Annotated in this window: 26 protein-coding genes, 1 tRNA gene and 3 riboswitches; of the genes, 17 read left to right on the top strand and 10 right to left on the bottom strand. The window is 44.7% G+C overall.

Annotated elements, in window-relative coordinates; translation table 11 throughout:
- Window positions 1-76: 76 nt before the first annotated feature.
- The 3 genes from fmdA (at window position 77) to ERX35_RS10315 (ending at window position 2,718) form a co-directional block, all read left to right on the top strand.
- Entirely contained in the window at window positions 77-1,264 is a 1,188-nt protein-coding gene (gene fmdA, locus ERX35_RS10325) for a formamidase (protein WP_149459823.1), read from the top strand.
- A complete protein-coding gene (locus tag ERX35_RS11710) occupies window positions 1,264-1,533 on the top strand; it encodes a zinc ribbon domain-containing protein (RefSeq protein WP_149459822.1) in 270 nt (89 codons plus the stop codon). Before fmdA ends, ERX35_RS11710 begins: the two co-directional genes overlap by 1 nt.
- A 144-nt stretch (window positions 1,534-1,677) precedes the next feature.
- A complete protein-coding gene (locus ERX35_RS10315; RefSeq protein ID WP_149459821.1) occupies window positions 1,678-2,718 on the top strand; it encodes a DUF6933 domain-containing protein in 1,041 nt (346 codons plus the stop codon).
- A 61-nt stretch (window positions 2,719-2,779) separates the two neighbouring features.
- On the opposite strand, the gene ERX35_RS10310 is transcribed toward ERX35_RS10315, so the two are convergent.
- Complete coding sequence (locus ERX35_RS10310; RefSeq protein WP_149459820.1) at window positions 2,780-3,106, bottom strand: hypothetical protein; 327 nt, start codon at window positions 3,104-3,106, stop codon at window positions 2,780-2,782.
- Between the two features lie 81 nt (window positions 3,107-3,187).
- Here ERX35_RS10310 and ERX35_RS10305 point away from each other — a divergent pair, with 81 nt between their 5' ends.
- Complete coding sequence (locus ERX35_RS10305; RefSeq protein WP_149459819.1) at window positions 3,188-3,376, top strand: hypothetical protein; 189 nt, start codon at window positions 3,188-3,190, stop codon at window positions 3,374-3,376.
- Window positions 3,377-3,882: 506 nt separating this feature from the next.
- Here the strand turns inward: ERX35_RS10305 and ERX35_RS10300 are convergent.
- The 4 genes from ERX35_RS10300 to ERX35_RS10285 all read right to left on the bottom strand — a co-directional run bounded on the left by ERX35_RS10300 (window position 3,883) and on the right by ERX35_RS10285 (window position 7,404).
- Complete coding sequence (locus ERX35_RS10300; protein WP_149459818.1) at window positions 3,883-4,839, bottom strand: SAV1803-related protein; 957 nt, start codon at window positions 4,837-4,839, stop codon at window positions 3,883-3,885.
- A 41-nt stretch (window positions 4,840-4,880) separates the two neighbouring features.
- Window positions 4,881-5,462 carry a hypothetical protein gene (locus ERX35_RS10295; RefSeq protein WP_149459817.1) on the bottom strand — a complete coding sequence of 194 codons (582 nt, stop codon included), beginning with the start codon at window positions 5,460-5,462 and terminating at the stop codon, window positions 4,881-4,883.
- Between the two features lie 358 nt (window positions 5,463-5,820).
- Window positions 5,821-6,942 carry an IS4 family transposase gene (locus tag ERX35_RS10290; RefSeq protein WP_149459816.1) on the bottom strand — a complete coding sequence of 374 codons (1,122 nt, stop codon included), beginning with the start codon at window positions 6,940-6,942 and terminating at the stop codon, window positions 5,821-5,823.
- A 189-nt stretch (window positions 6,943-7,131) separates the two neighbouring features.
- The gene (locus ERX35_RS10285) at window positions 7,132-7,404 is read right to left on the bottom strand and encodes a hypothetical protein (RefSeq protein WP_149459815.1); all 273 of its coding nucleotides are present in this window, start codon (window positions 7,402-7,404) and stop codon (window positions 7,132-7,134) included.
- Window positions 7,405-7,429: 25 nt separating this feature from the next.
- Here ERX35_RS10285 and ERX35_RS10280 point away from each other — a divergent pair, with 25 nt between their 5' ends.
- The 5 genes from ERX35_RS10280 (at window position 7,430) to ERX35_RS10260 (ending at window position 13,473) form a co-directional block, all read left to right on the top strand.
- Window positions 7,430-7,975 carry an Ig-like domain-containing protein gene (locus ERX35_RS10280; RefSeq protein WP_149459814.1) on the top strand — a complete coding sequence of 182 codons (546 nt, stop codon included), beginning with the start codon at window positions 7,430-7,432 and terminating at the stop codon, window positions 7,973-7,975.
- 663 nt (window positions 7,976-8,638) lie between these two features.
- Window positions 8,639-10,441, top strand: coding sequence for a glutamine--fructose-6-phosphate transaminase (isomerizing) (gene glmS, locus ERX35_RS10275; RefSeq protein WP_149459813.1), 1,803 nt, complete (start codon window positions 8,639-8,641; stop codon window positions 10,439-10,441).
- A gap of 111 nt (window positions 10,442-10,552) precedes the next feature.
- Window positions 10,553-10,651, top strand: a riboswitch (TPP riboswitch).
- A 60-nt stretch (window positions 10,652-10,711) separates the two neighbouring features.
- The gene (locus tag ERX35_RS10270) at window positions 10,712-11,296 is read left to right on the top strand and encodes an ECF transporter S component (protein ID WP_149459812.1); all 585 of its coding nucleotides are present in this window, start codon (window positions 10,712-10,714) and stop codon (window positions 11,294-11,296) included.
- A complete protein-coding gene (locus tag ERX35_RS10265; RefSeq protein WP_149459811.1) occupies window positions 11,283-12,683 on the top strand; it encodes an ABC transporter ATP-binding protein in 1,401 nt (466 codons plus the stop codon). Before ERX35_RS10270 ends, ERX35_RS10265 begins: the two co-directional genes overlap by 14 nt.
- The gene (locus tag ERX35_RS10260; protein WP_149459810.1) at window positions 12,676-13,473 is read left to right on the top strand and encodes an energy-coupling factor transporter transmembrane component T family protein; all 798 of its coding nucleotides are present in this window, start codon (window positions 12,676-12,678) and stop codon (window positions 13,471-13,473) included. Before ERX35_RS10265 ends, ERX35_RS10260 begins: the two co-directional genes overlap by 8 nt.
- Before the next feature lie 68 nt (window positions 13,474-13,541).
- Here ERX35_RS10260 and ERX35_RS10255 read toward each other — a convergent pair whose 3' ends face one another.
- Genes ERX35_RS10255 through ERX35_RS10235 form a run of 5 tightly spaced genes read right to left on the bottom strand, consistent with a single transcriptional unit; the run spans window position 13,542 to window position 17,139 of the window.
- Entirely contained in the window at window positions 13,542-14,522 is a 981-nt protein-coding gene (locus ERX35_RS10255) for a ThiF family adenylyltransferase (RefSeq protein WP_149459809.1), read from the bottom strand.
- Window positions 14,519-15,286: a thiazole synthase gene (locus tag ERX35_RS10250; RefSeq protein ID WP_149459808.1), complete on the bottom strand. Its 768-nt coding sequence runs from the start codon at window positions 15,284-15,286 to the stop codon at window positions 14,519-14,521. Before ERX35_RS10250 ends, ERX35_RS10255 begins: the two co-directional genes overlap by 4 nt.
- Before the next feature lie 2 nt (window positions 15,287-15,288).
- Entirely contained in the window at window positions 15,289-15,486 is a 198-nt protein-coding gene (gene thiS / locus ERX35_RS10245; RefSeq protein WP_149459807.1) for a sulfur carrier protein ThiS, read from the bottom strand.
- Entirely contained in the window at window positions 15,464-16,495 is a 1,032-nt protein-coding gene (locus tag ERX35_RS10240; protein ID WP_246143163.1) for an NAD(P)/FAD-dependent oxidoreductase, read from the bottom strand. The genes thiS and ERX35_RS10240 overlap by 23 nt, the downstream gene beginning before the upstream one ends.
- A gap of 44 nt (window positions 16,496-16,539) precedes the next feature.
- The gene (locus ERX35_RS10235; protein ID WP_170234614.1) at window positions 16,540-17,139 is read right to left on the bottom strand and encodes a thiamine phosphate synthase; all 600 of its coding nucleotides are present in this window, start codon (window positions 17,137-17,139) and stop codon (window positions 16,540-16,542) included.
- A 52-nt stretch (window positions 17,140-17,191) separates the two neighbouring features.
- A riboswitch (TPP riboswitch) is annotated at window positions 17,192-17,294 on the bottom strand.
- A gap of 166 nt (window positions 17,295-17,460) precedes the next feature.
- On the opposite strand from ERX35_RS10235, the gene ERX35_RS10230 reads away from it, so the two are divergent.
- From ERX35_RS10230 to ERX35_RS10195, 8 genes are all read left to right on the top strand, one after another.
- Window positions 17,461-18,333, top strand: coding sequence for an MBL fold metallo-hydrolase (locus tag ERX35_RS10230; RefSeq protein ID WP_149459804.1), 873 nt, complete (start codon window positions 17,461-17,463; stop codon window positions 18,331-18,333).
- Between the two features lie 39 nt (window positions 18,334-18,372).
- Window positions 18,373-18,885: a DNA topology modulation protein gene (locus tag ERX35_RS10225; protein ID WP_149459803.1), complete on the top strand. Its 513-nt coding sequence runs from the start codon at window positions 18,373-18,375 to the stop codon at window positions 18,883-18,885.
- 145 nt (window positions 18,886-19,030) lie between these two features.
- Window positions 19,031-19,102 (top strand) — tRNA-Val (locus ERX35_RS10220).
- Window positions 19,103-19,264: 162 nt separating this feature from the next.
- Window positions 19,265-19,612, top strand: a complete 348-nt coding sequence (locus ERX35_RS10215; RefSeq protein ID WP_149459802.1) for a nuclear transport factor 2 family protein — start codon at window positions 19,265-19,267, stop codon at window positions 19,610-19,612.
- Window positions 19,613-19,862: 250 nt separating this feature from the next.
- A riboswitch (SAM riboswitch) is annotated at window positions 19,863-19,961 on the top strand.
- A gap of 56 nt (window positions 19,962-20,017) precedes the next feature.
- The gene (locus ERX35_RS10210) at window positions 20,018-21,361 is read left to right on the top strand and encodes an amino acid permease (protein ID WP_149459801.1); all 1,344 of its coding nucleotides are present in this window, start codon (window positions 20,018-20,020) and stop codon (window positions 21,359-21,361) included.
- The gene (gene mmuM, locus ERX35_RS10205; RefSeq protein ID WP_170234613.1) at window positions 21,345-22,235 is read left to right on the top strand and encodes a homocysteine S-methyltransferase; all 891 of its coding nucleotides are present in this window, start codon (window positions 21,345-21,347) and stop codon (window positions 22,233-22,235) included. The genes ERX35_RS10210 and mmuM overlap by 17 nt, the downstream gene beginning before the upstream one ends.
- Window positions 22,236-22,390: 155 nt before the next feature.
- Window positions 22,391-24,034, top strand: coding sequence for an N-6 DNA methylase (locus ERX35_RS10200; protein WP_149459799.1), 1,644 nt, complete (start codon window positions 22,391-22,393; stop codon window positions 24,032-24,034).
- Window positions 24,034-24,564 carry a hypothetical protein gene (locus ERX35_RS10195; RefSeq protein ID WP_149459798.1) on the top strand — a complete coding sequence of 177 codons (531 nt, stop codon included), beginning with the start codon at window positions 24,034-24,036 and terminating at the stop codon, window positions 24,562-24,564. Before ERX35_RS10200 ends, ERX35_RS10195 begins: the two co-directional genes overlap by 1 nt.
- Window positions 24,565-24,607 lie beyond the last annotated feature (43 nt).

Here is a 24,607-nt window from a genome sequence, read left to right as displayed (position 1 = left end):
ACTCCATAAAAATTGTAATTTTCAGAAAATATTACTATACTAAAAGTGTAATATTAGTTTAATAGGAGGGACTCAAATGGCGAAAAAAATCTTCGAAATCGATTTAACTAAAAAGATGCACGAACAGAAATATCCAGGACATAATAGATGGCATCCTGATATTCCGGCTGCTTTTTCTGTTGAACCTGGGGAAAGTTTCAAAATGGAATGTTTAGACTGGACGGATGGTCAGATCAGCAATAATGATGATCCAACAGATATTAAGAACGTTAATTTAAATCGTGTTCATGTTCTGAGTGGTCCGGTTCATGTTAATGGTGTTGAACCTGGTGATTTGTTAGTGGTTGATATTTTAGATATTGGTACTTTCAGTGCGCATGAGTGGGGGTTTAATGGTATTTTTGCTAAGGAAAATGGCGGTAGTTTCTTAGTGGATCATTATCCAAATGCAGCGAAGTCAATTTGGGATTTTGAAGGTATTTATGCGACGAGTCGTCATGTCCCGAATGTTAAATTTGCAGGTATTATTCACCCTGGCTTAATTGGTGTTGCACCGAGTCAGGAAATGCTGGATGAGTGGAATAGACGTGAGAAGGCATTAGTTGATACGAATCCGAATCGAGTCCCGGCATTAGCGAATTTACCAGACCCTGATTCTTGTGTACTGGGTACGTTGAAAGGCGCAGATTTTGATCGTGTGGCTAAAGAAGGTGCACGTACTGTACCACCACGTGAGAACGGTGGTAACTGTGATATTAAGAACTTATCGAAAGGTTCCAGAATTTACTTCCCTGTATTTGTTGATGGTGCTAAGCTATCTGTTGGGGATTTACATTTCTCTCAAGGTGACGGTGAGATTACGTTCTGTGGTGGTATTGAAATGCCCGGCTGGATTGAGCTTAAAGTGAATGTCATTAAAGGTGGCATGGACAAGTACAAGATTAAGAGAAATCCGGCCTTCCAACCAGGGCCAGTGATGCCGCATTATAATGAGTACTTAGTATTTGAAGGGATTTCAGTCAATGAATTCTCTGGTGACCAAACGTATTTAGATGCCAATACGGCGTACAGAAATGCATGTCTCAATGCGATTGAATTCTTGAAATCATGCGGTTACACAGGTGAGCAGGCTTATATGTTACTCGGATCAGCACCCGTTCAAGGTAACGTTGCGGGCATTGTTGATGTTCCAAATGCATGTTGTACCGTCTCTTTACCGAAAGAAATCTTCTTAAATAACATTATTCCGAAACTTGATGAATAATGCCTAAATATACATTTGTTTGCCAACGTTGCGGAGAGTATGACACATGGAAATCAATGAACAGTAACTTGCAAGAAGACGCCTGCCCTGAATGTGGTGAAGTGACAAATCGAATCTATAAAAGCTTTAGAACGAATCAAATGGATTCAAAGTTATACAATAGAATCAATTCAGGCATGACACCGAAATTGGTTAAACGCGAAAACCTGCCAAAGAGTAATGTAAAACAACTCAATCGTAATAAAAATCCTATGCCATGGACGCTATAGGGAATTAAAAGCTTGCACTTTCACAGTGTAAGTTTTTTTATCAGTATGGCGTATTTTTTTATAAATAATGTATCTTCCATCTTAAATGGCTAACTTGATTGTATAACTTACCCCTGTAAATTCACGCTAGAAACGAGGAATTCCATGATTATCAATCCTACTAAGAAGACCTTGCCGCTATTCAGTCAGTTAACGCCGAGCACGAGTAGGCTAACAGCGGAAAGTGCAGCGGCTGCTAATCCGCTGTATTCATGGCATGCGACTTATATCAACGTCAACCGTAAGAAAGTGCTTGTTCTCGTCAATGACCTGACGTATACCCCGGTGATTATTACGGACGTTAAGGCGCAGGATAGAAAACAACTGGATGTGCTCATTGAACAGGGGATTAGGCAGCAGTTCAATGCCGTGCTGCATGACCCTGAAAAGATTGAACAGTATTTAACCAATGCGGGAACGATAGAAGTGAATACAGCGCATAATCGTGCGGTCATCAGTGCGGTTAATCAGTATGTCAAGCTGCTGTCCTACCAGCATATTGATTTAACGGAACGATTCCCTCAGTCATTGATGGACAAGCTCAGCGACTATCCGTTTCTGAAGCCGGAATATCGTACGGGTAAGTCAGCACTGCAGCAAGCGTTCAAAGCGCATATTGAGTTGAAACCTGTCGTGCCGCTCGAACAGCAGAAGATGACACGATACAAAGTGGTGCGCACGTGGCAGCCGTTCTCTCACTGGGATGACTATACAGCAAACGGAGGTTGGTTTGAGGGCTATGAGGCAATTGTTGAACAGGTTCAAGCTAATAATCAGAAGCTGCTCGAGTCATTCCGCCATTATTTGATCAATCACGATAAAATGGCAGAGCAGACAGCATCAGAACACGTGGAAAATATCGCCTTTTTCGTCGATGTCTATTTGCTGAATTATGGCATCAGAACGCCCGTGACAGATATGCGTGACCCTTATGATTTTCTGGATGACTTCCTCGTTCGGAAAGCGCTATGGGTAGGAAGTAAGGAAGTCAGACAGTTCGGCACATCGCTTAGACGCTTCTATACCTTCTTGTTCGCAGCGCGCGAAATCACGAAATATGAACGTGATTTTGCCAAAGAAGGTATCAGTTATGGTGTCGAAGAAGCGCTGCAGCGGCTACACATGACAGATGATTTTTGTGACTGAGTCAATAATAAGTCGAAAAAGTCCGGAAATCTCCGGGCTTTTTTCTGTTATGGATGGCTTTCTACCTATTACTCAGATAACAGATGTAAAGACAAGTGAAGAAGAAATAATTAAAAATTGAAGAAGAAACTAAGGTAACTTTTTCACCAAGATAATTTTCTAACCATTTAGTCGTAGCTTGTTCACCTTGTCTTGCAACTGACATAGGAATATCTTCTACAGCCTTAAATATTTTCTCAAGTTCTGCTTCTGAATAACCTAATTCGTCAACGACTAATTGATTTGATGTAGGATTTTTTGACGGGGTACTAGCTTGTGCAGCATCTGAAAAAGTAAAACTGATCAGAAATACAAACAAAGTAAATAGCATAAATAACTTCTTTGACATTTTATTCCTCTAATAGATTTATTTAAAATAAAATGGAAACATGTTACAATATCAATATATCATATAAAGGAGGTTTTACAAGTGGAAAATAAATTATTACCAAATATTATATTTATTAGCATGCTGACATTCTTCATATTAACATTTGTAAAGGATCACGGTTTTATATTAATGATTGCAGGGATTGGCTTTATTTTAATATGGACTACTATCTACTTAGAACAAAAAAAGAAGAATTCATCAAAAATAGAACATAGAAATAAGTTTTAGCATCTAATTAATGTTTTCAGAGGTGATAGTAATAACTGTATAGTTAAGACACATAACAAAAGAGTGACAGGACTGGCTGACTTAGAGACAAAAAAGGAGACTGAGCAATCATGCTCAGTCTCCTTTTTAATTGAATTAGTCTCTTTAAACAACATATAATTAAACATCATATCTTGTTTATGATTTTATTATTAAACTTTTTCTCTGTCAATCGTTATTAAAAGCATACCATCGTCAGAAACTCATATATTTATTCATAAAGGTTGATGACAGATATTAAATTCTTGTGATGACATTGAAAATAGGTTCTGCGGCATGAGTCTGGTTGCATACTAGGAAGATGTTGTTGTTTATCAGTTCAAGTCTGTACGTCAGCATTAAGATTAACCTCCATTCTTTAGAGTTAACCTTAATATAACAAAACTTTTAAGATACACCTCTAACCAGAAAATAAAACGTTATTTTGGTTTTAATCTAATATGAGCTTGTAGAATAAAATATCGTTGCTATCTACTTTTTACAATATTATTCAATTCGCTTATTAAATCTTCTTTCAAAACACTCATCTTGTAAGAATAGAACTCCTTTTTCTTTGGAAATGTGTGTTTATAATGATAATCGAATAAATAATCTAGAATCTTTTTTCGGGAGGTATAAGGCGTAATTCCTAGTTCTCTGAGAGCTGAGAATTGATTGTTAAAATTGCGTGTACGCTCTTCAATCTTCTCTTTTTCCTTGATTTCTCGTTGTCTATTCAAAAGTTCGTAGATATTGTACTCTAATTCCTTTCTCATCAATCGTTTTCTTTCTTTGAGTTTTTTATAATCTTCATACTGTTTTATAGTCAGGTTGAGATTCAAACGCCTGTGTAACTCTCTACGCCCTTTCTTCTTCATATATTGTCTTTCGGATGCCGATTTTACTATAGGATCGACATAGGTCAACAGAGTATAGACTTGCTCGGAACCTAGGTGTGCCCTTTCCTTGCATATCTTCATCCATTGCGGTTTAGGCACTATTTTATCTATATACCATTCCTTGACCTGCGGAATGAGAAAGAGTACAAGTCCTGAGTACCCTTTTTCTCCGTTGGTTTCCTTTGTTATCAGAGCATGCAGAATAAGGTGCTCTATCAAATCACAATAGACCAGTCGTTCTTTTCTTTGATATTTAAACGAGTATTGATATACCTGTATAAAGGCTTTGCTTGCTAAATTTTCAAACTCATATTCATCTATATGATGGCAATATAGACCTTCAGCAGTTCGTGAGTAGTTCCCTCTGGTGATACTTTTTATTTCGCCACTTAAAAAGCGTATATATGACTGCTCACTGAAATAATCAGTTGTTGCCGATCCGTGTTTTAATAGCAATCTTTCTACAGCCTGATGATAGGAAAGGCTCAGTAGAGAAATATAATGATTCAGGCTGTTACTGGATTTAATAAGGGGTACTGCACTCAATTAAGTATTCCTCTTTTCTATGCTGTATTTTAAGAGAGATATCATTGATTGAATAATTCATTAGCTTCATAGTGGATTCCCTCGACAGGTGTAAATACATGTCTTGTCTTTAGAGAGGGTACTTCATTCACGTTCTTATTAATATATGACTTCTTGTAATGGCGTGCGTTAGATACCTTTGAAACGTTTTTTGCTAAATCAGTAATATTATTATTTAATTTTAGTATGTCCAGAGCTTGGGAAAGAGGCTCGACTTTAAGCAGTTTCCTCTCATTGGGTACATCTATTAATAGAAAATCATTCGTTATACTGAATGATTCTACTAAATGGTTGTCTGTACAAGACTCTAGGAAATTGTATATGTTGTCTATAGTGACAGAGATATTTACATATGGTTTAATGTCGTCAATTTGAATTGACTCTCCTATCATCAATTCATTTTGATAATTTCTAAAAAGTTTTAGCTCATCCACTTTAAATACAATAGATTTCTTATTAATCACAGTGCTCATGAACAGGTAGCCGCTTTGATCTGTAGAGAACTTATAACGAGTGTCTCTATACTGATCAGTAAATAGTTGGATAAGATGCGCCTTATGGTTAGGCTCTAACACCTCAGACACGTTTGACTTCTCATAGATGCCCGTATATAGGAGTCTATCCATTACTACTGAAGCGGTTGTTTTATCGGTATTGGTGTCACTCAGTCTCTTGTACCACTCGATAACCTCTGTCTTTACAGCCCACTTGTTGTAAGTGTTATCCTTAAGATATTCGTCAATTTTGTTTCTTGTTTCAAGAACTTTTTCCCGTCTTTTTATACTCTCTGATCACTAGTGTTGCATAAATAAATACAGAATTTTCTGAACTTGTATTTTCTACGAAAATTTAAAAATTGAAAACGCCTAAACAGAGGTAGTGATCATCCATTTTTTTACTGATTCTATTACGTAATAACTAAGCAACATTTTTTGGTAACTATCAGGGGATGGGTTCTCTGATTCTACGAATCAGATGGTGCCCCTTGCTCCATACAGAGGCTTTAAGTAATCTTGTAATCTGCAGAATACTCTTTCTACTATTATTCTTCAACTTAATCAGCATATTCAAACAGTAGACAATCAAAGCGATATAAACCTGATTGGAGACAGCTGTCTCCGAACAGCCGTAAAATGTTTTGACGTTCAGATGCTGTTTGATCCATTTAAAGAACAGTTCAATCGCCCAGCGTGATTTGTAGATTTCGCTAATCTCCTCCGGAGATAAGTCAAATCTATTGGCCACTAAGACAAGGTTCTTACCCTTGTCATCCTGAACAGTCACACGTCGAAAGTAATGCTCTGTCCTGTTAGTCGTTGTTCCAAGAACCACCATCTCATCTGAAATGACGCTGCTCTGTTCGCCGGCACCAAAATCGTGAATGACTCTATGAACCGCATTACTCCGTAATCTGGATACAAAGAAGTAGCCTTCATCAGTCATTTCATCAAATCTATTGTACTGTACATATCCACGATCAAAAACGTACATACATTCCTTGTCATCCACTAAAAGCTCAAGATGATTCTGATCATTCTCACAGGCATGGGTAAGGTAAAAATCATCTGGATATGAATCATGATCTTCCATGTGAACCAACCGTAAGTGCAGCTTGACACCTGACTTTGTTTTTCTGAACTTTGCCCAGCGATAGTGATGAAGGTTCAGAGGCAGTGTACTTGAGTCAATGATCTTCAATGGTGTAGAGATCCTTCTCTTCTGATTAAAATGCGTCTCCCTCTGGATCTGGTATAACAGCTGACTGAAGATATCCTTAAAAATCTGTGTGGGAACGTCAGATAGTTTTCTACTGAGCTGAGAATAGCTGATAGAATCAAAACCTAAGGTTTTCTGAAGTTTCTCTGAGAAAACACTGTCACTGACAGCTCGTAGACTTTCGGTCTCAAACAGCTGTGAATATAACAGGAGTTTAATGAAAGCACAGGTATCTAGCTTCTTTGTATAGTAATCTAAGTTCAGGATTTTCACCTGTTGAGAAATTTTCTTGAAATCTATCGGTGAAATCCATTGTTCAAATGATGATTTTCTAGTAAACTTATCCATGATGTGGTCCTTTGTATTGGATTTGGATGCGTATTACTACCTCCAACCATTATAAAGGACTTTTTTTGTACAGAAAATAAGTTTTTAGAATATTCCATTTAAAACCGTAGGTTGGAATATTTTTATGCAACACTAGTGAACTATTTTCTATAATAAAAATAAACTACAGAATATTTATAATACTAAAGGTTATTTTGGTACAAAGTATAAACCATATGAAGATTTATCTAGAATAGATTTATATATTAATACGGCAAAGCCAAAAATCATTCCAACAACAGAACGGCCGACTACGGAAAAACCAGTTATAATTACTAACACTAAGCCGACAATCTCAGTAATCACCACCAACAGTGCGAAGATTACAGGTGAAGCGAAGACTGATAGCATAGTCACAGCGACTGTAAATAATAAAGTAATCGGAACAGCGAAAGCGAAGGGCGGCAAGTATAGCCTTGCCATCAATAAGCTGCCTGCTGACACTAAAGTGACTTTATACTCTGATTACAAAGGTGTAAGAAGTGCATCTGTTACTACGACTGTAATCGGCAACTCAACACCGACAATCTCAACCATCACTAACACCAGCACGAAGATTACGGGTAAAGCGAAGTCAGACAGCACGGTCAAAGCACTCGTAAACAATAAGGTGATCGGTACAGCAAAAGCGAAATATGGCACGTACAGCATCGCAATCAGTAAGCTGCCTGCTAGTGCAAAAGTCGTTCTATACTCTGACTACAAAGGCGTGAAGAGCACGGCTGTAACAACGACTGTGCTTGATAAGGTCGCACCATCTCCTGCCACTGTGAACAAGATGACCACTCGGTCTATAAGTGTATCAGGTAAAGGTGAGAAGTACGCAATAGTGGAGATTTATAAGGGCAAGTCGAAGTATGCGACAGGTAAGGTCTCGTCCAAAAATACTTACTCAATTAAGGTAGCGAAGCAGAAAAGAGGAACTGTCCTGACAGTCTATCTTAAAGATAAAGCCGGTAATAAGAGTAAAGGAACTGCTGTAAAAGTTTCATAAAATTAAATCGTCTCTTACCTATATCAATAAAACAGTAGAGATTGAGACGTCATTCAAAGCAAAGGTGTCGGCTATTGTCGATTGACTCAATTATATTCACTTTTCCATGGACACCAATGATGGTACCCCTTACAAATAATACAACCTATAATCCAAGTATGTGATAGAAGTGAAGGATTCCATGATCATCAATCCTACTAAGAAAATCTTGCCGCTATACAATCAGCTAATGCTGAGTACAGGCAGACTATCAGCGGAAAGTGCAGCAAATGACAGATGATTTTTGGGACTGAGGTAATAATAAGTCGAAAAAGCCCGGAGATCTCCGGGCTTTTTTCCATGTGAGGAACTCGAGCATGCGAGTTGCAGCGAATCATATGCTCCACCCTTGTTTGAATTATGAAAAAATAGTACAATTAATAAAGTTTAGCAGAACAGGAGGATCAAAGGAGTAATCAGGGATACAGCGCCAGAACAGTGAATACTGTTGACGAGGAGAATGGTCATCGAACTTTCGGCGGATGCCATTCCGGATATGCTTGTTCGACAGCTGAACGTTAAACCTGCCAGGTGACTGGTCGTACAAAGACGTCAGCAGAAGCAACTACGCTAAACTAACGAGCGACACTATAAAAATATACGAATTAATCGGAGGAAATGAATATGTGCGGTATCGTTGGATATATTGGAACTGAAGACGCAAAGGAAATTCTATTAAAAGGGCTTGAGAAACTCGAGTACCGCGGTTATGATTCTGCGGGTATCGCAGTGCGTAACGGCGAAGATGTCCGTGTGTACAAAGAAAAAGGACGTATCGCTGAACTGCGTAAAGTCGTTGATTCATCATTTGAGACATCAACAGGTATCGGTCATACACGCTGGGCGACGCACGGCGTACCTAACCATACAAACTCTCACCCGCACCAATCGGAATCAGAGCGTTTCACTTTAGTTCATAACGGCGTGATCGAGAACTACGAACAGCTGAAAAAAGAATACTTATCAGATGTGACATTCAAGTCAGACACTGATACAGAGATCATTGTTCAATTAGTGGAGTACTTCTCTAAGCAAGGTCAGACTACAGAAGAAGCATTTACTGCTGTGCTTAAATTGCTGCATGGTTCATATGCACTCGGGTTACTTGACAAAGAAAATCCGGACGTCATCTATGTCGCTAAAAACAAATCACCGTTACTCGTCGGTTTAGGTGAAGGCTTCAACGTCATCGCATCAGACGCGATGGCAATGCTGCAAGTGACTGACACTTATGTTGAGCTTGTAGACGGTGAAATTGTCTTAGTCTCAAAAGACAGCGTGACGATTAAAGACCTTGATGGTAACGTGATTGAACGTGCGCCTTACAAAGCCGAAATCGATGCTTCTGATATCGAAAAAGGCACTTATGCACATTATATGTTAAAAGAAATTCACGAACAGCCGGGCGTGATGCGTAAAATCATCCAGGAATATCAGGATGACAACGGTGAATTAAAAGTAGATGCTGATATCATTCAGGCAGTACGTAAAGCTGACCGCGTCTATATTATTGCATGCGGTACATCTTACAATGCCGGTCTTGTCGGCAAAGAATACCTTGAGAAATGGGCAGGCGTTCCGACAGAAGTGCATGTAGCGAGTGAATTCGTCTACAATATGCCGTTATTGTCAGAGCAACCATTGTTCATCTTCATCTCACAGTCAGGTGAAACAGCGGACAGCCGTGCCGTGCTCGTCGCGATCAAAGAATTAGGTCACACAGCGCTGACAATCACCAACGTGCCGGGCTCTACATTATCTCGTGAAGCTTCTTATACATTGATTCTGCATGCAGGCCCTGAGATCGCTGTGGCGTCAACAAAAGCTTACACAGCTCAGATTGCCGTACTTGCGATTCTGTCTCAAGTTGTTGCTAAAGATGCAGGCATTGCAACAGACATCGACTTATTACCTGAACTTGCAAAAGTGACTGCAGCGATCACGACTGTTGTCGACGATGCACCACGCATGGAAGAGATCGCGCGTGACTTCTTAGCGACGACTCGTAACGCATTCTTCATCGGCCGTACAATGGACTACTATGTCGGCGTCGAAGGATCATTGAAACTGAAAGAAATTTCTTACATCCAGGCAGAAGGATTTGCCGGCGGAGAACTGAAGCACGGAACAATCGCGCTGATAGAAGAAGGCACACCTGTCATCGCGCTTGCGACGCAGGAAGCGGTCAACTTATCTATCCGCGGTAACGTCAAAGAAGTGGTGGCACGCGGGGCGAACCCATGTATCATCACGATGAGCGGCCTTGAGCAGGACGGTGACACTTATGTCCTGCCGGCTGTTCATGAAATGCTGGCACCACTTGTCTCTGTTGTGACGACGCAATTAATTGCGTACTACGCAGCGCTGCACAGAGACTGCGATGTTGATAAACCGCGTAACTTAGCGAAATCTGTCACAGTCGAATAATCATGAACCTCGCTCACTGTATGAGCGGGGTTTTATTGCCGGGCACTTGACAGAAAGCAAGGTTGACAAGCCATTCTTTTACAGTTACAGTGAGATTAACAAATAAATAACGAAAAGCACTAGGGGTGTTATTAACTGAGACGAGCGCAGCTCGAACCCTTTGAACCTGATCTAGTTGATGCTAGCGTAGGAAAGTGCATGCTTATATAAGTATGTCTTTTTGGCGCCATCTTCTGTTGAAGGTGGTGTTTTTTTGTGGAGGAGACTAACATGGCACGAGCAAAAAAAGGTTTAACACTGTCAGACATCTTGGTGACAGTACTCATTTCAGTGATTTTTGCAGTCATTTACAACTTATGGTGGGGGTTTTACGAAGCATTGAAGCCGCTTGGTCTTCATATTGAGCAGCTGTCATACGGCATGTGGTTCATTGCAGCGGTCGTCGCTTATTTAACTATTCCGAAGATGGGGATTGCATTGTTAGCTGAGTTTGCTGCAGGCGCCGGTGAAACAATCGCGATGGGTAAGTTCGATATTCCGACGTTTGTCTTTGCGTTACTGCAAGGTCTCGCGTGTGAAATTGTTTTTGCTGTCTTCCGCTATAAGTCGCGCCATGTCATGGTTGCTGTGCTTGCCGGATTAGCGGCAGCCATCATCAGTCTGCCGATTGATTACTTCTACGGCTATATGTCAGACGTTGCCGGCTGGAACGTACTGCTCTTCGTCATCTTCCGGTTGATCAGTGGGATTGTGCTTGCAGGTATTGTCCCTTATCTCCTCGTCAAGGCACTGGATGAGACCGGAGTGACCAAGTTATTCAGACCGGCGTCAAAAGAAGACTATGACGCCCTGTAAGTTATCGGTCCATAACTTGCGGCTGAAATATCCGGGCGGTGAACGCAAAATATTCGACGGCTTATCGCTCGATATTAAGGCCAAGGAAAAAGTGTTGATTCTCGGCCAGTCAGGCAGCGGCAAGAGCACACTGCTGAACGTGCTGAGTGGTGTCGTGCCTGAGCTGATTGAACTGCCGATGAAATACGACAGGCTCGCCATCGATGCTTCGCCGGCAATCATCTTCCAGGATCCGGACAGCCAGTTCTGTATGCCGAAAGTATATGAGGAACTCGCGTTTATACTTGAGAATCAGCAGGTGGCTGGAGCGGCGATGGACAGCCGCATCGAACAGGCGCTGCAGACTGTCGGTCTGAATGTTGACAAGCATCAGCCAATCAATCAGCTGAGCGGCGGCATGAAGCAGAAGCTCGCTATCGCCGGCACGCTGCTGCAAGGTGCAGATACATTATTTCTCGATGAGCCGACTGCGATGCTTGATGCACAATCGACTGCAGCGTTATGGCAGCAGATCATCACATTATGGGAGGATCAGACCGTAGTCATTGTTGAACATAAGGTCGAACATATTTGGCAGCACGTAGACCGTATCCTCCTCATGGACCAGAACGGTGCAATAATAGAGGACAGCACACCGGATGATATTTCAGCGCGCTGTACATCGCTGCTTGATGACTTCGGCGTATGGCATCCTGGTGCATGGAGTCACGCGCCGGAACCGTACGATTATAGCAGCGGTGCCGCACTATTTGAATTTGACGGCGCCGTGAAACGCAGGCGGAACACTCTTTATACCGCTTCACTCGATATTGCTTCGGGTGAGTGGATTACCATCACCGGTAAGAACGGCGCAGGGAAGACGACACTGCTTGAATCCATCATGCAGCTGATTCCTTATGACGGTGCAATGTATTACCTGGGAAATCGTCTGAAGAAATTAAGGACAGCGGCGCAGTATTTCTATCTTGTCTATCAGAACCCGGAGCTGCAGTTCATTAAGAACCGTGTTTATGACGAACTGTATGTGAACTTCTATCATCAGAATCAGCAGACCGCGCATGACGAGACAGCAGCTATGCTCGAACTGCTCGGGCTGTTTCACCTGAAAGACCATCATCCTTATGAGTTGTCGATGGGCCAGAAGCGAAGGTTAAGCGTAGCGACGGCATTGAGTACACCGGCTGCGATTATTCTGCTCGATGAACCGACTTTCGGCCTCGACAGCAGCAGCACGTTTGAACTGATCAAACTGTTCCAGCAGCGTATAAAGAGCGGTCAGACGATTGTCATGGTGACTCATGACCGGCAGTTGATTGAGCGCTATGCATCAAGGCAGCTCGTTGTGTCAGACGGGCAGCTGAAGGAAGCAGGTGGCAGCGATGTTTGAACAATGGAAGCGGCATAAGAACTTCATGGACCGTGCGAACTTTATTACGAAGATGACACTCGGAGTGATGCTGTTTTTCTTCGTGATCTTTGTCCACCGCTTTGACTTGATGCTCTATATTGCGCTGCTTATGCTCATCTATTTATTCATGGTGAGCGGGACGAAGTTTAAAGTTGTACTGACGTTTACAGCGATCTCCGCATCCTTCAGCCTGTTGTCTTCACTGTTTATGATCTTTTACGGCAATGGGACGCATCCGCTGTTTGACTGGGGGATCATCCATATTACGACTGAGAGTTTGTTCCGCGGGCTGCATTTGTCGTTACGGACCATCGCTGTCTCAGCTTTCGGACTGAGCATCGCCTTTACGACAGAAGTTGTCATGATTTTCTACAGCTTAATGCAGCATTTACGCGTCAAACCTAAGTACGCCTATGCCTTTATGGCTTCTATCCGTATGCTCCCGCTCGTGATCGACTCGCTGTTCCAGCTGCGGAATGCACTAAGAATGCGCTATCAGATGATAGATGCGGCGCATTACAGAGGCATCAACCGACTGCATCATCTGCTCATTCCGCTGCTCAGCCAGAACATCCGGAAAGCGCACCGGCTCGCAGTCGCGATGGAGAAAAAAGGCTTCCATGACGGACCGAGAACGTACTATTATAAGACGCGCTTCGGCTATGAGGATATACTGCTTGTCCTACTGGTTATCGGTATCATCGCACTCAGCCATGTACTCGCAGGCGTGCTGCCGCTGACCGGTATAGCAGATGTAAGATCAATATAAAATGAGTTAATCATTAAATAGAGAGAAGCCGGGATATTTATCTCGGCTTCTCTCTTGCATACATACGTTTATCTATATAACAGCTGACGGACAGTTGTCTCAGCGCTGCTCGTGTTGTCAGCGCCGGTCAGGATGACGCGCCCGTCATGAAACAGGCTCAGCTGATAATCGTCATCTTGATAATATTTGAAGAACGGAGACGTTCGCTGGAAGCTGAGCCCGCTGTCAGTAAACAGCTCTACAGGCACTCTGACAAGGAATTTGCCGCCGCACAGCTTAGTGACTGCTGCAGGTGGTGCTGCAAGCGCGCTGTATTGATGGTGGACACAAATCGGGCAGTCCGCGTCAGCAAAGGCCGCAGCGTTTGTCTGCTGGAATTTCATCACAGCGGTATTGAAGGTCAGCAGCTGGTTGGAGAAGCGGCCTTCTGCCATATAATTCATCACTTCAGCACACTGCATCGCTGCCGTCATATGTGCGACAGGCGGCAATATACCTGCGATTGAGCAGTCTTCTCCTGTCTCCGGGATAGTAGACAACAGACATGACAGACAAGGACCTGTGAAATCGATGCCTACCACAGTGCCTTTTGTGCCGAGGCATGCCCCGTAAATCCACGGAATATGATGACGGTGGCATGCCTGGTTAATCAGAAATCGGGTGCTGAACTGATCGGTGCCGTCAATCATCATCACAGGATGATACATACTGATTAAGCGTTCAATATTCAGTGAAGTGATTTCCTCGGCAACAGCTGTCACAGTAATCTCACTGTTAATTCTCAGTAAATGGTGTTTCAGTGCTTCTGCTTTCAAGGCACCGCTTGATGCATCATGTTCGTCATAGCAGCTCTGGCGGTGCAGATTCGAACACTCTACAATATCCATATCACATAGCACAAGATGGCCGGCTCCAGCCCGCGCCAGCTGCTCAGCGGCTGCACTGCCGAGCGCTCCGAGTCCGGTGATCATAATGACTGCCTGTGATAAGGCCGACTGACCGCGTGTTCCGAATGCACCGCACTTCATCTGCCGGTCGTAGCGGCTCATAGAAACTGCAGACCTTCTACTGGGCTCGATGGACTTGCGACATATTGTTTTGGAATACGTCCGGCTTCAAAGCTTAACCGTCCGGCGATTACGCCGTGCTTCATCGCCTCGGCCATTTTGACGGGGTCATCCGCACTTGAGACCGCTGTGTTCAGCAGCACGGCATCCGCACCGAGTTCCATCGCATAAGCCGCATCTTTCGCTGAACCGATACCTGCATCAACAATGACAGGGATGTTCACTGACTCAACAATATAGCGAATATTCAGCGGGTCATTAATACCGAGCCCGGTACCGATAGGCGCACCGAGCGGCATGACGGCATGAACGCCGAGCTTCTCCAGCTTCTCTGCAAGAACAACGTCGCAGTTAATATAAGGGCATACCGTGTAGCCCTGCTCAAGGAGTCTGCCGCATGCTTCGTAAGTTTCAATACTGTCAGGCAGCAGTGTGCGGTCGTGACCGATGATTTCGACTTTAATCATATCGCACATACCGGCGTGCCGCGAAATGTCAGCGATTCTGATCGCTTCTGCTGCAGTCTTCGCACCGGCTGTATTCGGGAACTTAATATAACGGGACAGGTCGATATCTGCCAGCGGGTTAGGCAGCTGCCGGTCAAAGAGGTTCATCCGTCTGACAGCAAACGTCAGCGCCTCAGTGCCGCTCGCTTCAATTGCCTGCGACTGGACTGCTGCATTGTCAAACTTGCCAGTACCCAGTATTAAGCGTGAGTTAAATTCATAGTGTCCAATAGTAAACATTGTTATCCGCCTCCAACAAATTCTAATAGTTCTAACCGGTCTGCTGCCGCAAGTTCTGCTGTCAGCCATAGTTTTTGTGCGACAGGTACATCATTCAACAGTACAATCACACGGTCATCATCAACATCAAGCTCGTCAAGCAGCGCCCGGATTGTCGCTGCCGCTGTCGTGTATTGTTCACCGTTCACAGTGAGTGTCATAAACTGCCTCCTTAATCGTGAAATGTTCAAGCAATGGATGGCGTCTGCCTTGAATCAGCTCTGCCATATAGTGACCCGTCACTGCTGACAAAAGAATGCCGTTTCGGTAATGACCGCAGGCAGTGAATAAGCCGGGTAGACATTCATCCATATAAAGTGCCGGTGTATAAGGCCGGACGCCACTGTAATGCTTGACTACTGTGCCGTTACTTAAGACCGGGATCATCTCGCGGCTTGTCGTCAGCAGCCAGTCCTTTCCTGCTGCAGTCACTTTGTGCAAGCGGTCGCGGCAGCTCGTTGCGCCGACTAAGTAGTGCCCGCTGTGCTTCGGTACGATGTAACAGCCGTTCGTACCAAAGATTGTCTGCCTGATGGTTAAGTCCGGCTGATGAACTAAGCAGACTTCACCGCGCATACCGTCCACCGGGAGCTCGATGCCCAGCTGAGCGAGCAGGTCACCTGACCAGGCGCCTGCAGCGATGACGAGCTGCGGGGCGATATAGCTGTTGTTGTCGGCCACGACTGTATAACCATGTGACACCGACAGTACTTCACCGTCAATCCAGGTGAAGTGACTTAACGACTGCCGCAGCGCGGGAACATAGCAGGAGACGTCCAGCTGGCCGTCGTCTTTAATGAAGATGCCCGCTGAATTCTCCCTGGCTGACAGATCTGGTATCAGCCGCTGTAATTCCTCGTGACCCAGCAGCTGGATGTCCGGGTCATGAGATTTGAGAAACTGATACTGCTGCTGCAGCTTGCCGCGGTCTGCATCGCTGCTCAAATACTTCAGTAAACCATGCTGCTGTAAATGGACAGTTATACCGGTCTCTTCTTCAAGCGCTGCAATAACGTCAGGCATCATGCGGCGGCCTTCCAGCGACAGTCGGTAAAGCGGAGTGTCACGGAAGAACTCGTTTTGCGCACCGAGCATGCCGCCTGCAGCATAAGAGGCGTTAAGCCCTGTTGTGTTGTGGTCAATAATAGCGATAGACATATCTTTCGGCAGCTGGCGGGCGATGGATAAGCCCGTTACTCCGGCACCGATGATAATTAAGTCATACGTTTTGATAACAGCACCTCCTTAATCGCCTGCAGCGTCGCATTATCCTGCTGGAACAACCGGATCCCTGCAATAGTGACAAAACCTGAAGGCAGCTGTGAGACGGTCTCTGTTGTGATGCCGCCTAACGCAATAAGCGGCAGCCCGGCAGCTAATGCCTGCGTTATTTCTTCATCTGTTCTGAGCTGCACTCCAGGTTTTGACGGCGTAGCAAACAGCGGACTGAAAATGCCGTAGTCAATCTGTGCTGCTTTCAATGCCGGACATTCCGCAGCGCTATGAACAGCCATGCTGACAGTGACGTCCGGCCGGGATTTCTTCATGTCAAAGCCTTTGGGATCGCCCGCCCGGAAGTGAATACGGGAGAGCTGATAGTGCTCGAGCAGGCGGCAGTTACTATGGATGATTAATTTGTCTTTATTGAACCCGCCGTCAAGGAGCAGCTGAATGAAATCAGCAAGCCGCTCCTCGTGCCACGGCAGACGAAGGATGACTCCTGAAATGACCGGTTCAATACGCAGCAGCTGGTCACGCAGCTGCGTCTCAAGCAGATTATCGGTAATCGCAATCATATATGCAGTCCTTTCCATAAAAAAATCCCCCAGCATAAGATGCTGAAGGATTGTATAGTCATATCAATACGATCAAATCATTATGCTTCCCTACGGTGGTTCTAACCACATCAGGTTCAAAGAGTCGGATAATATCCTCTCAGCTCAAACTTAGAGCGCCTCCAGCAATTATTCAGTTGTACTAACAGCCTAACACTAAACGAACAGTCTGGCAACGGTTGATCATCTGTCGGGCGTCAGTGTCATGCACGAGTACATGACTGTTCTCTTTGTTCGGTGATTAACCGGCGGATATTTGGGAATAGTGAAAGAGCGATAACTGATAAGGGGGAAATTCAGATGAATCATAACATGCATTACGGTAAAGATTATAAAGCGATTCCTGTCACTTCATTATCAAGCGGGCGGACAAAAGAAGTGCTGCCTGACTTGTTCAGCCATACGACCCAGATTGCAAATGTCTATTTTGTCGGTCATCCAGAGTCCGGAGAATTTGTCATGATTGACGCGGGGATGCCGAACTGTGCGACGCAGATCAAGATGGCGGCGGAAGATATATACGGTGAAGGTGCTAAGCCGAAAGCGATTATTTTGACGCACGGTCATTTCGACCACGTCGGTTCCATCATTGAACTGGTCAATGACTGGAACGTCCCAGTCATTGCACATCGCCGTGAAATTCCGTTTTTGACCGGTCAGGAATATTATGAATCACCGGACCCGGGTGTCGGCGGCATGGCAGCGAGAATGTCGATGCTCTTCCCGAAACGCCCGATCAACCTGCAGCATCATGTCTATGCACTGCCGGCAGACGGCACAGTGCCTTATATGCCGGGCTTCCGCTGGGTCCATACACCAGGCCATACGCCGGGGCATGTCTCATTTTTCCGCGAGGCAGACCGCGTGCTGATTGCAGGCGATGCGTTTGTCAACGTCAAGCAGGAATCGCTGCGGAAAGTATTCCTGCAGACAGAAGAGCTGACAGGCCCGCCGCAGTACTTCACACCTGACTGGATAGCAGCAGGGGAATCAGTGAGACGGCTCGCTGCACTGAAACCAAGAGTCGCAGTGACCGGTCACGGCAAGGAGATCGTCGGTGAATATCTTCAGCACCAGCTGGATTACCTGGCTGAGAACTTCAACTTGATGGCCGTTCCGACAGACGGCCGTTATGTCAGACGGATGAAGCGTCAGCAGGCAGCACAGGAGTAACTCCTGTGCTTTTTACTGTAAACAGTGGAGGAGGGCATTATGGAACGCATCATGATTATCGGTCCCGGTGGAGCCGGGAAATCAACACTTGCACGAACGCTCGGTCATAAGCTTCATATGCCGGTCATTCATCTGGATGCCCATATGTGGAAGCCGAACTGGCAACTCACGACCCGCGCCGAACAACGTGATATACAGGAAGTGCTGCTCGACCGTGAGCGCTGGATTATTGACGGCAATTATTCTAGTACCATTGATGTCAGAATCAACAAGGCGGATACGATTATATTCCTGGATATTAATCGGCGCATCACTATTTATCAGGCAATCAAGCGCTATCTCACACATCGCAACCAAGTACGACCGGATATGGCAGAAGGCTGCGTCGAGAAGATTGATCTTGAGTTTCTGTCATGGATCTGGAACTTTCCACGTGACAAACGGCCGGGTATTATGAAGATGCTCCTGTCAGTTGAACCGTATAAGAACGTGATTATCCTGAAGACACCGCAGCAGATTGAGCGGTTTGTGCAGAGGCTGGCTGATCAGTGACTGATAACCTTGTTACAACAACAGGGTTATTTTTTTGTGATAGTGACAAAATATATTAATAAAATCAGCTGCTGCATACAGTTATTTTGAAAGTGGTATTGGCTAAATCGCTGTGGGATGCTATAATTAAGAAAATCTTATATGTGCACCCTTAGTTCAGCGGGAGAATACTTGCTCGACAAGCAAGGGGTCGGCGGTTCGAATCCGTCAGGGTGCATTGTCAGCTCGCTTGTTACTGAACAAGCGAGTTTTTTGTTCAGTAATAATTATGTTTCTTAAGAAATACTCTGGCACTACTATAATTGTCTCTGCTATAATAAAGTGTCTCGTTGAGACGCCAGTCATCAAATGAAATAATGCTATGAATTAGGGGTAAAACATGAGTCATTTTAATTTTTTGTTAGCTTGTCAAAACCGTGACTTTGATGCACTTGAAGAGATGTCGTCTGAACGGATGGTGTTTCGTTTAGTCCGTCAAGACAGCACGGAACAGACTGGTTCACTGAAAGAAATGAAAGAAGTATTTGCTAATGCTTTTCAGGACTTATCATACTGGGATTTTGAAGTTGTCCACAAAGTGCAGCGAAATGATCATAACATTGTGATCATTGATTCTAGACGAGAGAATAGAGTAGATGGAACAGTGATTCATTCACTATGGATCCTTACGTTCCAAATGCATGACGGGAAAGAAGAAATACAGAAAGTCCATATAGAATGGCTGTAAGGCATAAAAAAGACAGAGATCATTCTCCGTCTTTTTTTGGTGGAGCCGTTTAGAGAAATCTTTTGAGCAGTGCTTTAACGGCAAAAAACACAATCGCAATAATCAGTAAGTTGATCAGTAAACCAACCGGTGAAATAAATAATAGTGTCATAAGCGCCTCCTTATTGTCTTGACTCCATTATAACTAGGATTAGGAGTTTATGCCATTGACCTTTCATTCTCTCTCGTGTATGCTTATAAACAATTAAATAACTTATAAAGAGCAGACGGAGGGAATTGGCCCTATGAAGTCTCAGCAACCGGCTTATGCACGGTGCTAATTCCAACAGGTTCGCCTGGAATATGAGTGTATACTTTAGTACTCCTCTTTTTCAGAGGGGTATTTTTTTATGGGAGGAAATTGCAATGTCTAATGAGTTCAGAAGAGATTTAGAGCAGCGGCACGTCATGATGCTCAGTTTCGGTGGGGTGATCGGCACGGGACTGTTCCTCAGCACCGGCTATACGCTGCAGCAGGCAGGACCGATCGGCATGGTCATCAGTTATATCGTCGGGGCCTTACTGGTTTATATCGTGATGAAGTGTCTCGGGGCACTGGCGGTCAAGCACCCGGATGTCGGCGGGTTTCATACATATGCGAACATTTATATCCATCCGTCTGTCGGTCACGTCGTCGCCTGGAGCTACTGGCTGTGCTGGACCATTGCAATTGGTTCCGAGGTCACGGCAGGCGGTATTCTGTTTCAGAAATGGTTCCCGGATTTTCCGGTCTGGCTGTTCAGTCTCATATTCATCGTCATCATTATCGCGGTCAACATGACGTCGAGCCGGCTCTACGGCGAAGCGGAGTTCTGGCTGTCGCTCATCAAAGTGCTTGCGATCATCGCCTTCATGCTGATCGGCCTGCTTATTCTGTTCAACGTACTGCCGTCATCGCTCGAGCCTGTCACGGCAGGCGAGCAGTTATTCGATGTACCGAATGGTCTGTTCAGTATCTTCATCACGATGCTCGCTGTCAACTATGCGTTCAGCGGCACGGAGCTGATCGCGATTGCAGCAGGCGAGACGAAAAATCCTGAACGTGTCATCCCGAAGACCATTCGTGCGACCGTCTGGCGGCTCGCCTTACTCTTCATCGGCACAATCGTCATCATGGTGCTGTTATTACCGACGGATCAAGCAAGTCTCCTGGAAAGCCCGTTTGTCTCGATTCTGGATAGCGTCGGCATCCCGTACGCGGGCGATATGATGAACTTCATCATACTGACGGCACTCCTGTCCGCCGCGAACTCAGGACTTTATGCTGCGAGCAGAATGCTGTGGAGTCTGGCAGAACAGGACAACATCCTGCCGGTCGCAAAGAAACTGAGCAAGAACGGAATGCCCGTTAATGCGATGCTGATCAGTCTGGTCGGTGCACTGCTGAGTCTGTTATCGAGCGTCATCGCACCGACAACTGTTTATCTCGTCCTTGTCTCAGTCGCAGGCTTTGCGGTGGTCGTCGTCTGGATGAGCATCTGCCTGTCGCGTATCAACCAGCTTAAAAAAACAGGCGTGGCAAACCGCTCCTCATATATCTTACCGGTGACAGGCTTCACTTTATGCCTGATCTCATGTATCGGCGTGCTGTTCGATCCGAACCAGCGCCTCGCAACACTCATCGGCCTGCCGTTCTGCATCATCGTCGGCCTGATTCATTACTACGTCAAATACAGGAAAGGACATGAGATTCATGAAGTTACAAGATAAACTGAAGCAGGACATCACACTCCTCGACGGCGGCTTCGGCACGACCGTCGAACAGTTCGGCTATGACGTCAAGCACCCGCTCTGGTCATCGAACTTAATCAAGCATCAGCCGGAAGCGGTGTATAACGTCCACAAAGCCTTTGTCGACAGCGGCGCAGACATCATCCTGACCAATACTTACCAGGCAGCCGTGCCGTCATTTCTGAACAGCGGACTGACAAGAGATGATGCAGTGTACTATCTACAGCAAGCAGTGACACTTGCAAGACGTGCCGCGACAGACCAGACAATCGTCGCCGGCTCGCTCGGACCATACGGCGCCATGCTCGGTAACGGTGCAGAATATACGGGCGATTATCAGCTGACCCAGGAAGACTATATTCATTATCATCAAGAACGGCTGGATATATTGATAGCAGCAGGCATCACGGTCTTTGCCTTTGAGACCATTCCGAATATAGAGGAGATCAAGGCAATCAAGACGCTGCTGGCAGACTATCATGACATCGAATGCTGGCTGTCCGTCACCTTGAGGGATAAGAACCACCTCTCAGACGGCACACCCCTGAAAGACGTTTGTGAAATCGTTAATACCATTAAGAACATCTATGCATTCGGCGTCAACTGCACCAGCGTCAAAGTCATCGATACAGCGGTTGAAGGCCTTCTGCAGCACAGCAAGCATCCACTTATCCTCTATCCGAACGGCGGCAGAATATATGACGCAGTGAATAAACGATGGATTGATCAGACGGATAGTTCGCTTGTAGAAGCGGCAGTCAGATGGAAAGCACAAGGTGTTAAGATTATCGGTGGGTGCTGTCAGGTGGGACCGGAGGAGATAGAGGAGCTTGGAGAGCGTTTGAAAAGCTGACTATTTTGAAGAAAAAATCAATAAAAAACGGAGGGAGATGTTATTATAACATCTCTTTTTTGGTTTTATTTAACCAAATATATTGACGTTTCCAACATTTTGTATTATATTAAGAATAATAAAAGGTTAAATATAACCAATAAGGAGTGACAGCGTTGGATTTATTAAAAAAGGCATGGCCAATTATGGATGCGTTAAGAGGGAAAGTGAGAATCAGTTCACTGGATGTGATCAATATTTATGAAGAGTGGCTGGAGACAGGACGTTTTAATCTATCTGTTCTGAATTCGAAAGAGTCAGCAGATTTAAATGAACTGGAATCTCTTCTTGAACAATTATCAAAAGATGAACTCATCCAGTTCTTCTATATGATTAATCAGCATGACCGCACGCATGAACTGTTCGAGTTTGATGAGGGTGAGAAGCTGGCGCTTGAGATATTCAAGCATTATGCCGAGACGAGTGGCACTGTTCTGGATATTGCATCAGGCTCCGGTCACTTTATCAGACAGCTGCATGAAGCGGGAATCGGTTCTGACTATCACGGTGAGGAGCTCAATCCTAACGCCATCAAAATTGCGGAAGTCCTGTCACGACTGAGCGGTATTCAGGCGTTCGATATCAAGGAGACAGACTCTCTTATTCACTGGAGTAAGGATAAATATGACATGGTCTACTGCAACATGCCGTTTCTTGGTAATATCCGGCAGGAGATACGCCGGCAGCTGGCAGAGAATCCTGAATACAAGCTCGACAAGATTGCGATATCCGACTGGATCTTCACTTTGCGAGTCTATGCCGCACTGAAAGAAGACGGTGTCGGCATCAGTATCGTGAGAGGCGCTGCGTTGAACGCAATCCGGGACAAGGAAGTGCGCAAGTGGCTCGTGGACCGTAAGTGTCTGAAAGCGGTTATTCAGCTGCCGTCTGACTTGATGAACTATACAGCGATTCCGACCTATATGCTGATACTGACGAAGACAGAGAATGATAAGATTCGTTTTATTGATGCAAGCGGGGAATATGTGACCGGCCCGACGAGACAGAAGAACACATTCACTGAAGATAATATCGGGCGTATCATGACAGACCTTCAGTTAGGTTCAGAACGGACTACTGACGTTACGGAGTCTGACCTCGAAAAAGTGGAATATAATCTCCATCCACTCGTCCATCTGAAGAATGCCGAGAATCATCTGATTAACCCGGTTCCACTCAAAGAACTGACGACACAGCTGTTAAGAGGTCGTGACATTAATAAGCAGACACTGGATGCGGATAAAGATAAAGACAAGGCAGGCTACCTATTGAACCTGAGTGACCTGGATGATATTTATATCGATGACATCAAGCAGCCGATCAGTCAGGAACTGCTGGATGCCAATCAGAAGATGCTCGTCAAAGAGCATGATCTCGTCATCACAAGCCGCGGCTCCAAGATTAAAGTGGCCATTATTGATAAAGCGACAGCAGATAAACAAGTGATTGTCAGCTCGAATATCACCATTATCCGGCCGGACATCAGCAAAATAGACCCACACTACTTGCTCGCCTATATGAATAGTGAGATTGGCCATAACATGATAGAACGGATGAATACAGGTAGCGTCATCTTCACTTTCACGAACAAGAAGCTTGCAGAATACCTGGTGCCAGTGCTATCAGAGGAAGAGATGAACTTGATTGCTGATGAAATGAAGATAGAACTGGCAGATTATAAGCGTATGCAGAGGAGTATCAAGCGCTTTAAGGAGAAACTGCCGACTATCTTCAATAAATTCGATAAGGAGGACTACTGATGCAGATGGATTACGATATGCTGGTGAATATGCTGGAAGGACTGTTTGAGAGAATCAAGCAGGAAGCGATTATGGAGAACAGAACGGGCAATATTGAGACGTTCAAGGTGAAGTATGGGATAAAATCAGAGGAAAAAAGAGCCTTCAGCTTCAATGAGAAGGCGAAGATTCTGATCATTGGCCTGAACAATGTCACCATTAAGACAAAAGATCTTGACGGTATCTTCAAGGCGGCGAGCATACCAGGCCAGTTTGAAGTCATCTCATATGATGAAGCGACTAACTTTGACCTGAGAGTCCTGGAATATACCACAGCATATTCAGACATCTTCATTGGTACAGTGCCACATTCCATGAAAGGAATGGAAGGCAGCAGCAGTGGCCTGAAGAAGCTTGAGGACGGTTCAGAACACATCTATCCTAAAGTCCATATCATGCGAAAAGGTAACCAGGAACTCGGCATTAACAAGACCAATCTAAAAACAGCGATTCAGCAGTCAGCGCTGATGGAGCTGATGCGGGCGAGTTAGATAAATGGAAATAATAGCATAGTTTTGTATGTAAAAAGATTGT

Source organism: Macrococcus equipercicus (assembly GCF_004359525.2).
Lineage (GTDB): Bacteria > Bacillota > Bacilli > Staphylococcales > Staphylococcaceae > Macrococcus > Macrococcus equipercicus.
The sequence above is the reverse complement of the archived record's forward strand: the minus strand, read 5'-3'. Positions and strand labels throughout refer to the sequence as shown.

Excerpts from the sequence above, each read along its gene's own strand:
- fmdA (WP_149459823.1), top strand. The coding sequence starts at position 77 with ATGGCGAAAAAAATCTTCGAAATCGATTTAACTAAAAAGATGCACGAA.
- ERX35_RS11710 (WP_149459822.1), top strand. The coding sequence starts at position 1,264 with ATGCCTAAATATACATTTGTTTGCCAACGTTGCGGAGAGTATGACACA.
- ERX35_RS10315 (WP_149459821.1), top strand. The coding sequence starts at position 1,678 with ATGATTATCAATCCTACTAAGAAGACCTTGCCGCTATTCAGTCAGTTA.
- ERX35_RS10310 (WP_149459820.1), bottom strand. The coding sequence starts at position 3,106 with ATGTCAAAGAAGTTATTTATGCTATTTACTTTGTTTGTATTTCTGATC.
- ERX35_RS10290 (WP_149459816.1), bottom strand. The coding sequence starts at position 6,942 with ATGGATAAGTTTACTAGAAAATCATCATTTGAACAATGGATTTCACCG.
- ERX35_RS10285 (WP_149459815.1), bottom strand. The coding sequence starts at position 7,404 with ATGGCAAGGCTATACTTGCCGCCCTTCGCTTTCGCTGTTCCGATTACT.
- glmS (WP_149459813.1), top strand. The coding sequence starts at position 8,639 with ATGTGCGGTATCGTTGGATATATTGGAACTGAAGACGCAAAGGAAATT.
- ERX35_RS10270 (WP_149459812.1), top strand. The coding sequence starts at position 10,712 with ATGGCACGAGCAAAAAAAGGTTTAACACTGTCAGACATCTTGGTGACA.
- ERX35_RS10265 (WP_149459811.1), top strand. The coding sequence starts at position 11,283 with ATGACGCCCTGTAAGTTATCGGTCCATAACTTGCGGCTGAAATATCCG.
- ERX35_RS10260 (WP_149459810.1), top strand. The coding sequence starts at position 12,676 with ATGTTTGAACAATGGAAGCGGCATAAGAACTTCATGGACCGTGCGAAC.
- ERX35_RS10255 (WP_149459809.1), bottom strand. The coding sequence starts at position 14,522 with ATGAGCCGCTACGACCGGCAGATGAAGTGCGGTGCATTCGGAACACGC.
- ERX35_RS10250 (WP_149459808.1), bottom strand. The coding sequence starts at position 15,286 with ATGTTTACTATTGGACACTATGAATTTAACTCACGCTTAATACTGGGT.
- thiS (WP_149459807.1), bottom strand. The coding sequence starts at position 15,486 with ATGACACTCACTGTGAACGGTGAACAATACACGACAGCGGCAGCGACA.
- ERX35_RS10235 (WP_170234614.1), bottom strand. The coding sequence starts at position 17,139 with ATGGAAAGGACTGCATATATGATTGCGATTACCGATAATCTGCTTGAG.
- ERX35_RS10230 (WP_149459804.1), top strand. The coding sequence starts at position 17,461 with ATGAATCATAACATGCATTACGGTAAAGATTATAAAGCGATTCCTGTC.
- ERX35_RS10225 (WP_149459803.1), top strand. The coding sequence starts at position 18,373 with ATGGAACGCATCATGATTATCGGTCCCGGTGGAGCCGGGAAATCAACA.
- ERX35_RS10215 (WP_149459802.1), top strand. The coding sequence starts at position 19,265 with ATGAGTCATTTTAATTTTTTGTTAGCTTGTCAAAACCGTGACTTTGAT.
- ERX35_RS10210 (WP_149459801.1), top strand. The coding sequence starts at position 20,018 with ATGTCTAATGAGTTCAGAAGAGATTTAGAGCAGCGGCACGTCATGATG.
- mmuM (WP_170234613.1), top strand. The coding sequence starts at position 21,345 with ATGAAGTTACAAGATAAACTGAAGCAGGACATCACACTCCTCGACGGC.
- ERX35_RS10195 (WP_149459798.1), top strand. The coding sequence starts at position 24,034 with ATGCAGATGGATTACGATATGCTGGTGAATATGCTGGAAGGACTGTTT.